The sequence below is a fragment of the Halosaccharopolyspora lacisalsi genome (assembly GCF_014137975.1).
Taxonomy (GTDB): Bacteria; Actinomycetota; Actinomycetes; order Mycobacteriales; family Pseudonocardiaceae; genus Halosaccharopolyspora; species Halosaccharopolyspora lacisalsi.
The window spans coordinates 495028-510068 of the sequence record NZ_JACGWZ010000001.1 but is presented as its reverse complement, the minus strand read 5'-3'; the positions used below and the strand labels follow the sequence as shown (position 1 = coordinate 510068).

General features: G+C 70.0%; 15 protein-coding genes and 1 tRNA gene. 7 read left to right on the top strand and 9 right to left on the bottom strand.

Going from position 1 to position 15041, the window contains the following annotated elements:
- Positions 1–28 precede the first annotated feature (28 nt).
- Positions 29–1195, top strand: a complete 1167-nt coding sequence (locus FHX42_RS02510) for a PQQ-dependent sugar dehydrogenase (protein ID WP_328795855.1) — start codon at positions 29–31, stop codon at positions 1193–1195.
- A gap of 250 nt (positions 1196–1445) precedes the next feature.
- Here the strand turns inward: FHX42_RS02510 and gatB are convergent, their stop codons facing one another.
- From gatB to gatC, 4 genes are read right to left on the bottom strand one after another with little or no spacing between them, the layout of a single operon-like run.
- Positions 1446–2954: an Asp-tRNA(Asn)/Glu-tRNA(Gln) amidotransferase subunit GatB gene (gatB, locus tag FHX42_RS02505; protein ID WP_182542528.1), complete on the bottom strand. Its 1509-nt coding sequence runs from the start codon at positions 2952–2954 to the stop codon at positions 1446–1448.
- A complete protein-coding gene (locus FHX42_RS02500; RefSeq protein WP_182542527.1) occupies positions 2951–3148 on the bottom strand; it encodes a hypothetical protein in 198 nt (65 codons plus the stop codon). The genes gatB and FHX42_RS02500 overlap by 4 nt, the downstream gene beginning before the upstream one ends.
- Entirely contained in the window at positions 3145–4683 is a 1539-nt protein-coding gene (gatA, locus tag FHX42_RS02495; RefSeq protein ID WP_182542526.1) for an Asp-tRNA(Asn)/Glu-tRNA(Gln) amidotransferase subunit GatA, read from the bottom strand. The genes FHX42_RS02500 and gatA overlap by 4 nt, the downstream gene beginning before the upstream one ends.
- A complete protein-coding gene (gene gatC, locus FHX42_RS02490; RefSeq protein WP_182542525.1) occupies positions 4683–4982 on the bottom strand; it encodes an Asp-tRNA(Asn)/Glu-tRNA(Gln) amidotransferase subunit GatC in 300 nt (99 codons plus the stop codon). Before gatC ends, gatA begins: the two co-directional genes overlap by 1 nt.
- A 292-nt stretch (positions 4983–5274) precedes the next feature.
- On the opposite strand from gatC, the gene FHX42_RS02485 reads away from it, so the two are divergent.
- The gene (locus tag FHX42_RS02485) at positions 5275–5928 is read left to right on the top strand and encodes an ACT domain-containing protein (RefSeq protein WP_182543459.1); all 654 of its coding nucleotides are present in this window, start codon (positions 5275–5277) and stop codon (positions 5926–5928) included.
- An 18-nt stretch (positions 5929–5946) separates the two neighbouring features.
- Here FHX42_RS02485 and FHX42_RS02480 read toward each other — a convergent pair whose 3' ends face one another.
- From FHX42_RS02480 to FHX42_RS02460, 5 genes are all read right to left on the bottom strand, one after another.
- On the bottom strand, positions 5947–6132 hold the full coding sequence (locus FHX42_RS02480; protein ID WP_182542524.1) for a type II toxin-antitoxin system RelE family toxin: 186 nt from the start codon (positions 6130–6132) through the stop codon (positions 5947–5949).
- Complete coding sequence (ligA, locus tag FHX42_RS02475) at positions 6129–8303, bottom strand: NAD-dependent DNA ligase LigA (RefSeq protein ID WP_182542523.1); 2175 nt, start codon at positions 8301–8303, stop codon at positions 6129–6131. Before ligA ends, FHX42_RS02480 begins: the two co-directional genes overlap by 4 nt.
- Before the next feature lie 84 nt (positions 8304–8387).
- Positions 8388–9083, bottom strand: a complete 696-nt coding sequence (locus tag FHX42_RS02470; RefSeq protein WP_182542522.1) for a hypothetical protein — start codon at positions 9081–9083, stop codon at positions 8388–8390.
- Positions 9080–9685 carry a DUF6461 domain-containing protein gene (locus FHX42_RS02465; protein WP_328795955.1) on the bottom strand — a complete coding sequence of 202 codons (606 nt, stop codon included), beginning with the start codon at positions 9683–9685 and terminating at the stop codon, positions 9080–9082. Before FHX42_RS02465 ends, FHX42_RS02470 begins: the two co-directional genes overlap by 4 nt.
- A gap of 78 nt (positions 9686–9763) precedes the next feature.
- Entirely contained in the window at positions 9764–10933 is a 1170-nt protein-coding gene (locus tag FHX42_RS02460; protein ID WP_235986879.1) for a L,D-transpeptidase, read from the bottom strand.
- 343 nt (positions 10934–11276) lie between these two features.
- Here FHX42_RS02460 and FHX42_RS02455 point away from each other — a divergent pair.
- From FHX42_RS02455 to FHX42_RS02435, 5 genes are all read left to right on the top strand, one after another.
- Positions 11277–11348, top strand: a tRNA-Lys gene (locus FHX42_RS02455).
- A gap of 167 nt (positions 11349–11515) precedes the next feature.
- Positions 11516–12295, top strand: a complete 780-nt coding sequence (locus tag FHX42_RS02450; RefSeq protein ID WP_182542519.1) for a phosphatase PAP2 family protein — start codon at positions 11516–11518, stop codon at positions 12293–12295.
- A 139-nt stretch (positions 12296–12434) separates the two neighbouring features.
- Positions 12435–13679 carry an amidohydrolase gene (locus FHX42_RS02445; RefSeq protein ID WP_182542518.1) on the top strand — a complete coding sequence of 415 codons (1245 nt, stop codon included), beginning with the start codon at positions 12435–12437 and terminating at the stop codon, positions 13677–13679.
- 166 nt (positions 13680–13845) lie between these two features.
- Positions 13846–14073, top strand: coding sequence for a zinc-ribbon domain-containing protein (locus FHX42_RS02440; RefSeq protein WP_220479449.1), 228 nt, complete (start codon positions 13846–13848; stop codon positions 14071–14073).
- Positions 14074–14160: 87 nt separating this feature from the next.
- The gene (locus FHX42_RS02435) at positions 14161–15033 is read left to right on the top strand and encodes a slipin family protein (RefSeq protein ID WP_407926194.1); all 873 of its coding nucleotides are present in this window, start codon (positions 14161–14163) and stop codon (positions 15031–15033) included.
- Positions 15034–15041: the final 8 nt, after the last annotated feature.

Sequence of the window (15041 nt, the reverse complement as noted above, 5' to 3'; positions counted from 1 at the left end):
CACCGCTCGGGGTTTAGGCTGACGGACCGTGGCAACCTGGTTCCGCGACCGTCGTGCTCCGTCCCGCGTGGGGGCGGCGCTGGTGTTGAGCATCGCGTTGGCGGGGTGCGCGCAGTTCCCCGAGGAACACTCCCGTGCCTGGCACCCCAACCCCTCGCTGGAGCCGAAGGCCGGGCCGAAACCCTATGTCGAGGGGCAACAGCCACCTCCCAGCCGCCTCACCCCTCCCGAGACGTCACCACCACCTCCCCGGGGATGTCAGGACCCGGACCCCGCCGTGGTGGCCACCTGCCTGGACCCGGTCGGGGCCATCGCGGTGCTGCCCAACGGGCGGGGCGCCCTGGTCGGCGAGCGATCGACCGGCCGTGTGCTGCGAGTCAGCGAGGGGAGCGCTCCCGTCGAGGTGGCCCGCATCCCCGTCGACGCCACCGGCGGAGGAGGGCTGACCGGCCTCACGCTGTCCCCCAGCTACGCCGAGGACCGACTCGCCTACGCCTACGCCACCACCGCGACGGGAAACCGGGTCGTTCGGATCGCGCCGGGCGATCCGCCGGAACCGATTCTGACCGGAATCCCCCGGGGCCCCTCCGGCAACGCCGGAGCGATCACCACCGACGGGAAGGGCGCGCTGCTGGTGGCCACCGGCAACGCCGGTTCTCCCGCCCGGGCCGGCGACCCGGCGTCACTGGCCGGGAAGGTGCTGCGCATCAACGCCTTCGGCGATCCGGCCGAGGGGAACCCGACTCCGACCGAACCCGTGGTCTCCTCCGGAGTGACCGAGCCCGGAGGAATGTGCGCCGCGCCCGGCGGGTCGGCCTACTGGATCACCGACCACGAACGGAACCGGGACGCCCTGTACCGGCTGCGGCCGGGAGAGCCGCTCGGGGCGCCCTCGTGGACTTGGCAGGACAGTCCCGGAGCTTCCGCCTGCGTGGCGATGAAGGGCATGCTGGTCGTGGGCCTGACCGATGCCGAAGCCCTGTACACGATGCGCCCGGCCGCTTCGGGCGGGTTCACCGGGGAACCGCGAACGACGATGCGGGACACCTACGGTCGGTTCTCCGCCGCCGCGCGCGGGCCGAAGGGGCTGCTCTGGCTGGGGACGGCGAACAAGGCGGGCGGGAACCCGATCTCCAGCGACGACCGGGTGATCCGCATCAAGCCCCCCTCCGGCGGCACCGCCGACAAGGAGTAGGCCGGATTCCACCCGATCGAGTGGAATCCGCCCCGAAGAACTCTTCAGTGACCGTGCGAATCGGTAGGAACCACCCACTCCGCAGCAGATGATCGTCAGGTACGCGGTGGTGGTGCGATTTTCCCTAAAGTTGTGGCACAACTTTAGGGAAAATCGCACCACCCCGGCACGGGCGGATCCAGCGAGGTTCCCACCCGCACCGCTCCACAAACCGGTCCGCGCGCTGTCCGAGCAAGTCGATCCGCGGACCCTACTCCTGCCCGCAGGAGGCGAGAACGAGTTCGCGCACTCGCTTGGCATCGGCCTGCCCCTGGGTGGCCTTCATGACCGCTCCCACGATCGCCCCGGCCGCCTGCACCTTGCCACCTCGGATCTTGTCCGCGACGTCCGGCTGAGCCGCCAGTGCCTCGTCGATCGCGCTCTGCAGGGCCGAGTCGTCGGAGACGACCTCGATTCCCTCGGCGGCCACCACCTCGTCCGGGTCGCCCTTACCCGCCAGCACACCGTCCACGACCTGGCGAGCGAGCTTGTGGGTCAACGTGCCCTCGCCCACGAGCTCGACGACCCGGGCCACCTGCTCCGGAGTGATCGGCAGCGAAGCCAGGTCCACGCCACGCTCGTTGGCCTGCTGGCTGAGGTAGGCCACCCACCAGGACCGCGCCTCGGCGGGGGACGCTCCCGCGTCCACGGTCGCCGCGACCAGGTCAAGGGCACCGGCGTTGACGAGGTCGCGAAGCTCCTCGTCGGAAAGCTGCCAGTCCTGCTGCACCCTGCGCCGGCGCTGCCACGGCAGCTCGGGCAGCGTGGTGCGCAGCTGCTCGACCCACTCCTGCGACGGCGCGATGGGAACCAGGTCCGGCTCCGGGAAGTAGCGGTAGTCCTCGGCGGTCTCCTTGGGCCTGCCCGACGAGGTGGAAGCGGTCGACTCGTCGAAGTGCCGCGTCTCCTGCACGATCTCGCCGCCGGAGGCCAGCACCGCGGCGTGGCGCCGCATCTCGTAGCGCACGGCCCGCTCGACGCTGCGCAGGGAGTTGACGTTCTTGGTCTCGGTGCGGGTACCGAACTCCCCGGACCCCTTCGGGCTCAGCGAGACGTTGGCGTCGCAGCGCAGCGACCCCTGGTCCATGCGCACGTCGGAGACGTGCATCGACCGCAGCAGGTCGCGCAGCGCGGTGACGTAGGCCCGCGCCACCTCGGGGGCACGGTGACCGGCCCCGGTGATCGGCTTGGTCACGATCTCGATGAGCGGCACGCCGGCACGGTTGTAGTCCAGCAGCGAGTGCTCGGCACCGTGGATGCGCCCGTCAGCGCCGCCGACGTGCAGCGACTTGCCGGTGTCCTCCTCCATGTGGGCGCGCTCGATGCCCACCCGGAACGTCTCGCCGTCGTCGAGGACGACGTCGAGGTGCCCCTCGAAGACGATCGGCTCGTCGTACTGGGAGGTCTGGAAGTTCTTGGGCATGTCCGGGTAGAAGTAGTTCTTCCTGGCGAACCGGCACTGCTCGGCGACCTCGCAGTTCAGCGCCAGTCCGATCCGGATCGCCGACTCCACCGCCTTGCCGTTGACCACCGGCAGGGCACCGGGCATTCCCAAGCACACCGGGCACACCTGGGTGTTGGGGTCGCTGCCGAAGAAGTTGGGGCAGCCGCAGAACATCTTCGTGTCCGTCGACAGCTCCACGTGCACTTCGAGACCGAGCACCGGATCGAAGCGCTCCAGGACCTCGTCGTAATCCATGATCTCGGCGACGGCGGTCACTTCTCGACCTCCTCCTGGCGCAGTGTGCGCACCGCAAGCGCGGTGCCGGTGATGATGCTGAGCGCGGTCACCACCGCGTCGAGCAGCGCGAGCCGGTCCCCGTCCCTGCGGGCCTCGCGGATCTTGGCCGGCAGCCCGAAGGCTCCGGCGACCTGGGAAGCCACCAGCACGGCCGCCTTGGTCTTCGGATTCATGACGCCACCTCCAGTCGCGGAACGCGGTCGAGCAGGGTGCCGCCCGTGGCGGCGTCGCGGGCGGTCTCGTAGGCCGCGCCGATCCGGTAGAGCCGGTCGTCGGCCATGGGCGGTGCCATGATCTGCAACCCCACCGGCAGGCCGTCCTCGGCGGACAGGCCGGACGGAACGCTCATGGACGCGTTGCCCGCGAGGTTCGACGGGATCGTGCACAGGTCGGCCAGGTACATCGCCATCGGGTCCTCGACCCGCTCGCCGATGCGGAAGGCCGTGGTCGGCGTGGTCGGCGAGACCAGCACGTCGACCTGCTCGAAGGCGGCGGCGAAGTCGCGGGTGACCAGGGTGCGGACCTTCTGCGCCTGGCCGTAGTAAGCCTCGTAGTAGCCCGCCGACAGCGCGTAGGTGCCGAGCATGATCCGACGCTTGACCTCGGGGCCGAAGCCGGCCTCCCTGGTCAGCGACATGACCTCCTCGGTGCTGCGGCTGCCGTCGTCGCCGACGCGCAGGCCGTAGCGCATCGCGTCGAACCGGGCCAGGTTCGAGGAGCACTCGCTGGGCGCGATGAGGTAGTAGGCGCTCAACGCGTGCTCGAAGTGCGGGCAGGAGACCTCGACGACCTCGGCGCCCAGCTCGGTGAGCTGGTCCACGGCGGCGCGGAAGGACTGCTGCACGCCCTCCTGGTAGCCCTGACCGCCGAACTCGCGCACGACACCGACGCGCACGCCGCGCAGGTCACCGGCCGCGCCTTCCCGCGCGGCGGCGGTGACCCTGGGCACCGGCGCGTCGATCGACGTCGCGTCCATCGGGTCGTGGCCGGCGATGACCTCGTGCAGCAGGGCGGCGTCGAGCACGGTCCGCCCGCACGGACCGGCCTGGTCCAGCGAGGAGGAGAACGCCACCAACCCGTGCCGGGACACGCCACCGTAGGTGGGCTTGACACCGACGGTGCCGGTCACCGCGGCGGGCTGGCGGATGGAACCACCGGTGTCGGTACCGATGGCCAGCGGCGCCTCGAAGGCGGCCAGCGCGGCCGAGGAGCCGCCGCCGGACCCGCCGGGGACGCGGTCGGTGTCCCACGGGTTGCGCGTCGGGCCGTAGGCGGAGTTCTCGGTGGAGGAGCCCATCGCGAACTCGTCCATGTTCGTCTTGCCGAGAACGACCACTCCTGCCGCGCGCAGCCGCTGCACGACCGTGGAGTCGTAGGGCGACGTCCAGTCCTCCAGCATCTTGGAGCCGCACGTGGTCGGCATGTCGCTGGTGGTCAGCACGTCCTTGAGGGCCAGCGGAACGCCGGCGAGCGGCGAAGCGGCCCCGCCCGCCGAGCGGGCCTCGTCGGCTCCCCGCGCGGCCTCGACGGCGCCGTCGGCGTCGACATGGAGGAAGGCGTGCACCTCGGGGTCGACGGCGGCGATGCGGTCCAGGTGCGCCCGGGTCACCTCCTCCGAGGAGGTCTCCCCCGCGGAGATCTTGGCGGCGAGCTCGGAGGCGCTCAAACCGGTCAGTTCGGCGTCACCGCCGGATGCGGTCGAGGTCATCAGGCCTCCTCACTGAGAATCCGAGGCACGCGGAAGCGGTTCTCCTCCGTCGCGGGAGCGTTCGCGAGCGCCTGCTCGCGCGAGAGCCCCGGGCGGACGACGTCCTCACGGAAGACGTTGGTCAACGGCACGGCGTGCGAGGTGGGTGGGATGTCCTCGGCGGCGACCTCGTTCACCTTGGCCACCGAATCGAGAATGTCGTCGAGCTGACCGGCGAAGGTGTCGAGTTCTGCCTCGGTGACGGCCAGCCTGGCCAATCCGGCGAGGTGGGCCACCTCGTCACGGGAGATCGTGGGCACTGCGCGGGCTCCCTGAGCATGTCCGATGGGTGATGTCACTGCTCATACCCGGCACCGGCGCGGTCGCGCCGGGTCCGGGATATCACCCCAAGTTTATGGGGGTGGCGGCGGGCCGCCGGGCGGGGGCGGAATTAAGGCCACGGTCACGGCGGGCTCACCGCGACACTGGCCATGTCTGCCACAATCTGTGCCGCCTGCTCCTCGCACCGCGGTCGATGTCGAAGGTCCGCGCGTGCGCACTCCCGCGCGGCCGGCAAGGTGCCGCGCACGAAGCGTGAAGGCGTGGTCTCCGGTGTCCTTCCTGATCCGGGTGCAAGTCCCGGACCGCCCCGGAATCCTGGGGGCGGTGGCCGGCGCACTGGGCGAGGTCGGTGCCGACATCCTCAGCGTCGACGTCGTCGAACGCGGCAGCGAGATCGCCGTCGACGACATGGTCGTGGAGCTGCCCTCCGGACGGCTGCCGGACGTGCTCATCACCGCGGCGGAGTCCATCAACGGCGTGGAGGTCGACGCGGTGCGCCCCTACGCGGGAGTGCTCGACACCCACCGCGAGCTGGAGCTGGTGGAGGAGATCGCCGCCGAGCCCGGGCGCGGGCTGCACCTGTTCGCCGAGGGCGTCCCCAAGATCATTCGCTCGGGGTGGGCGATCGTGTTCGGGCACCGCACGGGCGGCGCCGAGCACCTGGCCTCCAGCACCTCGGCACCGCAGGACGACTACCTCGACGTGCCGTGGCTGCCGCTGCCCCGGGCGACCATACTGGACTCCGACGAGGAGTGGGTGCCGCACACCTGGAAGGAACTCGGCACCGAGCTCGCCGCCACCCCCATCGGCAAACCCGACCGGGTGCTGCTGGCCGGACGTCCGGGAGGTCCGATGTTCCGCGCCTCCGAGGTCGCCCGGCTCACCCACCTGGCCGGAATCGTCTCCGTCGTCCTCGACAGCTGAGGGGCTGACGAAGAGCACTCAGCGATCGTGGATCTCACGGCGACGACCGAGGTCGATGACGAGCACGACCAAGTGGTGGTCCTGGACCTCGTAGAGCACGCGGTAATCGCCGACGCGGAGCCGCAAGCAGCCGGGCGGGGATTTCACGGCGGCCACGCCGGCGGGCCGAGGATTGCCGGCGAGCTGGTCGATGGCCGCGCTCACTCCACCGACAGGGCGGCGTCGGCGGCGGCGTCCGGGCCGTGGTCGAGCAGGATCCGGAAGCCGTTCTCGTCCAGTACCGGCACCCCGAGCTGCACGGCCTTGTCGTACTTCGAACCGGGCGAGTCCCCGGCCACGACGAAGGCCGTCTTCTTCGACACCGAACCGGCGGCGCGACCACCGCGGTTCATGATGTACTCCTTGGCCTCGTCGCGGGAGTAGCTCTCCATCGACCCGGTGACCACGATCGACAGCCCCTCAAGGTTGCGCGGCACCGACTCGTCCCGCTCGTCGGCCATCCGCACGCCCGCCGCGCACCACTTGCGCACCACGTCGCGGTGCCAGTCCACGGTGAACCACTCCACGACGGCGGACGCGATCGTGGGACCGACGCCGTCCACGGCCGCCAGCTCCTCCTCGGTGGCCTCCTCGATCCGGTCGATGGAGCCGAACGCCCTGGCCAGTGCCTGAGCCGCCGTCGGCCCGACGTGGCGGATCGACAGCGCCACCAGCACCCGCCACAGCGGACGGTGCTTGGCCTCCTCCAGGTTGTCGAGCAGCTTGACGCCGTTGGCCGAGAGCGTGCCCTCCTTGGTCCGGAACAGCGGCGTGGCCAGCAGCTTGTTCCGGTCGAGCGCGAACACGTCCCCCTCGTCGGTCAGCACCCCCGAGTCCAGCAGCGCGGTGGCCGACTCGTAGCCCAGCACCTCGATGTCGAAGGCGCCGCGGCCGGCCAGGTGGTACAGCCGCTCCCGCAGCTGCGCCGGACAGGATCGCGAGTTCGGACACCGGATGTCGATGTCGCTGTCCTTCTCCCGGCGCAGCGTCGATCCGCACTCCGGGCACTCGGTGGGCATCGCGAACTCGCGCTGACCGCCGTCGCGCGCGTCGACCACCGGCCCCAGCACCTCGGGGATCACCTCGCCGGCCTTGCGGATGACGACCCGGTCCCCGATCAGGACCCCCTTGCGGCGCACCTCGTCGGCGTTGTGCAGGGTCGCCATCGCCACCGTCGAACCGGCCACCTTGACCGGCTCCATCACCGCGTACGGCGTCACCCGCCCGGTGCGGCCGACGTTGACCTGGATGTCGCGCAACTCGGTGGTCGCCTGCTCGGGCGGGTACTTGTAGGCGATCGACCACCGCGGCGCACGCGCGGTAGTGCCGAGCCTGCGCTGCAGCGACACCTCGTCGACCTTGATCACGACACCGTCGATCTCGTGCTCGGCGGCGTGCCGGTTCCCCTCCCAGTAGCGAACGTGGTCGACGAGCTCGTTCATCGTGGAGAGCACGACCGTGTGGCGCGAGACCGGCAGCCCCCACGCCCGCAGCGCCTCGTAGGACTCCGACTGCCTGACCGGCTCGAAGCCCTCACGCCTGCCCAACCCGTGACAGATCATGCGCAACGGCCTGTCGCGGCTCACCCGGGGGTCCTTCTGCCGCAGCGATCCGGCGGCAGCGTTGCGCGGGTTCGCGAAGGGGGTCTTGCCCGCGTCCACCAGCGAGGCGTTGAACTCGGTGAACTCGTCGAGCCGGAAGAACACCTCGCCCCGGATCTCCACCAGACCGGGGACCGGGTACTCCGACTCGGCCGACAGCCGCTCGGGCACGTCGGACATCGTGCGCACGTTGAGCGTGACGTCCTCACCGGTGCGCCCGTCGCCCCTGGTCAGCGCGCGTTCCAGGCGGCCGTCCCTGTAGAGCAGGTTGACCGCCAGCCCGTCGATCTTGAGCTCGCACAGGTAGTGCGGGCCGGTACCCGTCTCGCGCTCGACCCGCTCGACCCACGCCCGCAGCTCCCCGGTGTCGAACGCGTTGTCCAGGCTCAGCATCCGCTCGAGGTGGTCGACGGTGGTGAACTCGGTGGAGAAGGTGCCGCCGACCTGCTGGGTCGGCGAGTCGGCCGAACGCAGCGCCGGATGCTCGTCCTCCAGCTCGCGCAGCCGCTCGAGCAGCTCGTCGAACTCGCCGTCGGTGATCGTCGGCGAGTCCAGCACGTAGTACCGGAACTGGTGCGCGCGGACTTCCTCGGCGAGGGCGCCGTGGCGTTCGCGCACCTCGCTCGGGATGTCCTCGGCGCCCTCGGCCGTGCTGCCCGCGGCGTTCTCCGCGGGCAGGGCGGTTCCGGAAGCGGTGCGGTCGTCGAGCGCGCGATCTGGGCCGGTGCTGGTCACGTCACGAGACTAACCAGCAACCCCGACAGCGACACGCGGTGCCTCGCGGTGGGGGCGTTTTCCGGTGGGAAACACCGCCCGCGCTCAGCAGTCCTCCCCCCGCTCGGGATCACCCGGCTCCCCGTCCAAGCCGCGCACGAGGTCACGGAACTCCAGCAGGTCCATGCTGCCCTGCGGTTCCCGCTCGGCGGTCTCCACCCGGCCGAGGCGGTCGGCGGCCACGCGTTCGCCGAGCGTGGCGTGCAGCGGAAGGAAGGTCAGCGCCTCGCGCTCGGCTTCGCCGAGCTCGGCGAAGCCGGGGTGGTAGACGGCCACGTCCACCAGGCCGGCGTCGACCTGAGCAGCGACCAGCACCTGCTCCAGCGGGTACTTCCCGCCGTGCAGGTTGACCGTGACCTGCGTCGGATCCGGAACCGGGGGGACGGCGTCGTGGTACTCCCACAGCGAGTCCGTTTCAGGGGCCGCGGCCCTCCACGCGTCGGTGTAGGGCCGCAGTTCGGGATCGGCCTGACCGGTCACCACCAGCGCGTAGACCGCTCGGTTCCCGCGCTCGATGGAGAAGGTGAGCCGCGGGTGCACGAGCGCGACGGCCTCGGCGAGCTGGTGGTCGACCCGACTCGACTCGCCGTCGCCGAGAGCGGCGCTGACCTCGGGAAGCAGGTCGTACCACCGCTGCCAGAACGTCAACGCGCGTACCCGAGCGTCGGTGGCGACATCGGTACCGGACTCGGACTCGTGACCGCGAAAGCGGCGGCGCAGAAACCGCAACACGCCCCTCATCGTGCTCCCCCGGTCGCATCGTCCCGGGAAGCGACCGGGTAAGTCGTGAACTCGCCCTCGAAGCACTCCGGAGTGAGCACCCTGCCGGTGACCCGGGCGGCCAGCGCCAGCATCAGTCCGACGGTGTCGACCCCGTCGAGTACCCGGCCCCAGGGCAGGTCACCCCGGATCCGCTCCAGCGCGTCCGGGTCCGTGCCCGCGCGCTGGTCGGGGAACAGGGCCTCGAAGGAAGTCCGGACCTCCCCGCCGACCGCGTGGTTGAACTCCGTCTCCGCGTCGACGTTCCAGAACACCGAGACCGCCTCGGTCCCCGCGCTGACCCGGCACAGCACCTCGGGACGACTGCCCTCGAACCCGTTCTCCTCGGCGACCAGGGTCCAGTTCCCCCGCGATCGCACCGCGATCATCGAGTGCTGCTCGAAACGGGCGAAGGACTCCTCGCAGAACTCGTCGAACCCCCAACCGCGAGCCCGGTCGAGCACCGCCCCGAAGGCCGCGGCCACTCCGGCGGTGTCCGGGGAACGCACCAGGGTCAGGCAGCCCGCGTCCTGCACGGCGCTGGAGCGTATCCACCGGAACCTTTCGACCTCGTCACTACCCACATCGCTTCGCACGGCCGCGTTCTTACCAGTTCACGGGGCACGGCGGGCCGAAACGACGAAATCGGGGCCCGTTCGTGGTCAGTAGTTACCGCCCGTCCACTCGCTCCAGGGAACCTGCCAGTCACCGAAACCGTCCCAGGAGGGCAGCGGCTTCCCTCCGGAGTTCGTGATCGTGACGACGTCACCCTTGCCCACGAGGTCGTAGACCCACTTGGCGTCGGCGAGGCTCATGTTGACGCAGCCGTGGCTGACGTTGCGCTCGCCCTGGGCGCCCACCGACCACGGCGCCGCGTGCAGGAACTCCCCGCCGTTGGAGATCCGCACGGACCACTTGGCCTTCGTCTTGTAGCCGCCCTCGTCCAGCCCCAGGCCGAAGGTCGTGGAGTCCATCAGATACTCCTCGTGCTTGCGCATGACGACGTGGACGCCGCTGTGCGACGGATACTTCGGCATGCCCAACGAGACCGGGATGGTGCGCAGGACCTGACCGTTGACCTCGACCGACATCTGGTGCGTGGCACCGTCGGCGCGCAGGATCACCCTGTCCCCGATGGTGATGGTGGCGGTGCGGTCGGCCTTGCCGTAGACGCCGTTGCCGAGGTTCTCGCCGTAGACGTCGACGTTGACCGTGATCTTCGTCCCCGACTTCCAGTACTCCTTGGGTCGCCAGTGCACCTCGCGGTCGTCGAACCAGTAGAACGCGCCGTCGACGTGGGGTTCGGTGTGGATGCCGATCGCCTTCTCGGCACGTTTCTTGTCCGGCGCGGGGGCGTCCTCGCTGAAGTAGAAGGCCAGTGGTTGGCCGACACCGACCGTCTGGCCGTCCACCGGGTTCATCGACACGTAGGTCTGGTGTTCGGGCGTCAGGGTGCCGAACTCGCTGGTGCGGGTGATCGGTTCGCCGCTGGGCCCCTCGGCGGTGACCCGCAGCGTGTAGGACTTGCCGTAGCCGAGGGGCTCGGCCACCTTCCACGTCGTGTCCTCTGACGTGAGCTCGCCCTCGACCCGCTCGCCGGAGGAGTTGGTCAGCACCGCCTCGGTGATCTTCGCGTTGGTCGCCGTGGCCTTGATCTCACCCGTCGGTGAAACGTCCTCGGCCCCGTCCCCGGGGGCCAACCGCACCGAGGGCTCCTCCGGAGGAACGGTGACCGACCGCTTGCCGCCCGCGCTCTGGACCGCACCGCCACAACTTGCGAGGAGAACGGCGACCACGCCGACGACGAGCACGGAGAGCCCCCGACGGAGCAAGGGTGCTGCTCTCCTGGATGAGTTACGCATGCGCCACATTTCGTTCATCCCGATCCGACACGTCCCGATCGGGCAGCCTCAAGGCTCACCCGATCGGTACAATTGCAAGCAATCGTACACGTAGTGTAATAATTCTTGGTTGCCACCCGTGGGACGCGCCCCCACCCGGACGGGTTGCGTCCGGCCCGAAACCGTCACTCCCGCGTTACCTCGACGCCGCGGCGAGAGCTCCACCGCTCGAGACCCCCCCTCGAATCGCACCCCCGACAACCGTGCTAGAGTTCTACTTGTCGCCGGCAAGGAAAGATTCCGGACGGAACGCAAGTCGGCCAACAAACTCAAAGCGCCAATAGCTCAATGGCAGAGCAACTGACTCTTAATCAGTGGGTTGTGGGTTCGAGTCCCTCTTGGCGCACCGCTACCCCAGCTCATTCGACCTGGGGTTTTCGCTTCTCATGGGTCGTGCCCGCCACGGAACCCGCCGTTCGCGGTGATGGTGTGTTCACGAACACCGAAACCGGCCCGGATGTCGGTAGAATCCGACCGCGGAACCTGTTCACGACATCCTTCGGAGCGTGATCCGTGACAGTGGCTTCCGCGCGAAGCAACGACGAGCCCACACGCGACTCCGGCGAGCAGCGTCGAGCGAGCCTGCGCGACCTGGCCGCCGCGTACCCGTGGTTGCCCCCCGTGGCGGGACTGCTGCTGGTCGCGCTCGGACTGTGGATGTTCGGGGAGCTGGCCGAGCAGGTTCACGAGGGCGGCCCGCTGCTCGGACTGGACCGGCGCCTGCTGGAACTCGTCGCCGCGATCCGCACTCACGCTCTGGTCACGACTTTCGGGGTGCTCACCTGGATCGGGGACGACCTGGTGCTCACCGGAGTGAGCGTCGTGGCGGCCGTGTACCTGCGCGTACGTACCCGGTCCTGGGTTCCGGCCCTGCTGCTGGCGGTGACCGGCGTCATCGACGCCCTCGCGGTGTTCCTGATCAAACTCCTCGTCGCACGACCCCGCCCGGCCCCGGCCCCGCTGGCCACCCCCGAGGACGGTTTCGGCTTCCCGTCCGGGCACTCGAGCCACTCGGCTGCCGTGTACCTGGTGCTCGTCTTCCTGCTGCTGCGCGTGCTGAGCTCGCGGGCCTCCCGCGCGGCCACCGTCACCACGGCCCTGCTGCTGGTGACGGTCGTCGGCCTGTCCCGGGTGATCCTCGGCGTCCACGCCCCCTCGGACGTCGTGGCGGGGTGGATTCTCGGAGTGGTCTGCGCCGTCGGCGCGGTGAGCCTGTGGTCCCTGTCGTATCCCCTCCAGCACCTCGTCGACCACCTCGTCGCCCGCGCCCACCGGCGAAAACCGCCGGAGTGAGCGCAGCCGTCCCGGACCGCCGCACCGACCGGGTCCGCTCCCGGCGGGGGTGCCCGTCCCGTCGGGTGCTTCGCCCCGCCCCGTGGGTGGGTAGTTCCGGGACGAGACTCGCGGTGATCGATGAATCCCGGGAGGAACGATGACGTCGGTACTGGACGGGCTGGAAGCCCTGCTGCCCGAGTACGAGAGCCTCTACGTCGACCTGCACCGGAATCCCGAGCTGTCGTTCGCCGAGCACCGCACGGCCGGCATCGCCGCCCGCGCGCTGCGGGACGCGGGCTTCGAGGTGACCACCGGTGTGGGCCGCACCGGCGTGGTCGGTCTGCTGCGCAACGGGACGGGACCGACCGTGCTGCTGCGAGCGGACATGGACGCGCTGCCGGTCCGGGAACGGACCGGACTGGACTACGCCAGTGCGGCCACCGCCACCAACGACGAGGGGGACGTGGTGCCGGTGACCCACGCCTGCGGGCACGACATGCACGTCACGTGGATGCTCGGGGCCGCGCGTCTGCTGGCCGCGGGCCGGTCCGAGTGGTCGGGGACGCTCCAGGTGGTGTTGCAGCCCGGCGAGGAGGCGGGCGGCGGTGCCGAGGGGATGATCGAGGACGGGCTCTTCGAGCGGTTCGGGTGCCCGGACATCGCCTTCGGCCAGCACGTGGGGCCCATGTCCGCCGGCGAGGTCTTCACCCGCCCGGGGCTGGTGATGGCGGCCACCGACGCCTTCCGCGTGCGGATGTTCGGCCGGGGTGGACACGGCTCACGTCCCGAGGCGACCACCGACCCGGTCGTGCTCGCCTCCTCGACGGTGCTGCGGTTGCAGACCATCGTCTCGCGCGAGGTCGCACCCACCGAGTCGGCCGTGGTGACCGTCGGATCGCTGCAGGCGGGAACCACGCACAACGTCATCCCGTCCGAGGCCGAACTGACGGTCAACATCCGCTCGTTCGACCCGGAGGTGCGCGAACGCGTCGTCGCGGCCACGCACCGGATCGTGCACGCCGAGGCGCAGGCGGCCGGAGCGCCGAAGCCCCCGGAGATCACCCCCATCACCTCGTTCCCGAGCAACGTCAACGACGAGTCGGCCACCGAGCGGGTGTCCGAGCGGTTCCGCGCCCACTTCGGGCCGGACCGCGTGCGTTCGGGTCCGCTGGTGGCGGGCAGCGAGGACTTCGGGACGTTCGGCACGGCCGCCGAGGCGCCCGCGGTGTTCTGGTTCGTCGGGGGGATGGACCCGGAGCGCGTCGCGGCGGCCAGGGCGGCGGATACCGTCGACCGCGACATCCCCTCCAACCACTCACCGCTGTTCGCCCCGGTGCTGTACCCGACGCTGCGCACCGGAGTGGAGACCCTCGTCACCGCCGCGCTCGGCGAGCTCTGGTGACGGTGCGATTTTCCCTGAAGTTGTGGCACAAGTTTAGGGAAAATCGCACAACCCGGCGGGGCGGGCCAGCCCGGGCCCACCCGCACCCGCCGAGCAAGCCGATCCGCGCGCTTCCAAGTCGGTTTCGGGCCTACCGTGGGCGTGGTGACGCGGCGAGGAGGCACCCTTGTTCATTCTTTTCGGGCTGCGGAGCTCGACCCGACGGCTGGCCGTGGTGATGCGGTACTGCTCCGTCTGCGGCGGAACCTTCGCCGCGGCGCTGGACAAGGTCGTGACCAAGTTCAGCCTGTTCTTCGTCCCGCTGCTTCCCGTGCGCGTCCGCCGGACGCTGACCTGCACGCGATGCGCCACCACCTCCCGCGTGAGCAAGGAACAGGCACAGCGCTTGCGGTGACGCACCGGTTCCGCACAGTATCGGGGCGTATTCTGTGTGAAAGCGGAGAGTGCGCGGAGCTCCGCTGCGCGGAAGGAGCGTAAGCCGGTGGAAGTTGTGTGGACGGCGATCGTCGTCATCGTCCTGCTCGTGCTCGTGCTCGTGGGCGCGGGACTGAACGCTGTTCAGCAGTATCAGCGCGGAGTGGTGCTGCGCTTCGGCCGATTGCTGTCACCGGTGCGCGAACCGGGACTGCGCGTGATCGTGCCGTTCGTGGACCGGATGCGGAAGGTGCCGGTCCAGACCACCGTGCTCGACGTCCCCGCCCAGGGAGCCATCACCAGGGACAACGTCTCGATCGCCGTGGACGCCGTCGTGTACTTCCGGGTGGAGGACCCGGTCAAAGCCGTGATCAATGTTTCGGACTACCTGCACGCCACCTCCCAGGTCGCGCAGACGTCCTTGCGCTCGGTGATCGGCCGGGCCGACCTGGACACGCTGCTGACGGACCGCCAGCAGATCAACAGTGAGCTGCGCGGGGTCATCGACGCACCGACCGAGGACTGGGGCATCAGCATCGACCGGGTCGAGACCAAGGAGGTCTCGCTGCCCGAGGGCATGCAGCGCTCGATGTCGCGGCAGGCCGAGGCCGAGCGCGACCGGCGTGCCCGGGTGATCAACGCCGAAGGTGAGCTGCAGGCGTCGAACAAGCTGGCCGAGGCCGCCGACGCGATGGAGGCGTCACCGGGCTCCCTGCAGTTGCGCCTGCTGCAGACGGTGGTCGAAGTGGCCGCGGAGAAGAACAGCACGCTGGTGATGCCGTTCCCGGTGGAGGTGCTGCGCTTTTTCGAGCACGCCACCGGGCAGACCATCAACCAGGATCCGACACCGACCGAGTCGAAGTCCGACACCGAACCGTCCCCGGCACGATGGCGCGCCGATGGTCGGACCGACGACGGCCCCACCAGCACCGAGAACTGACATCGCCC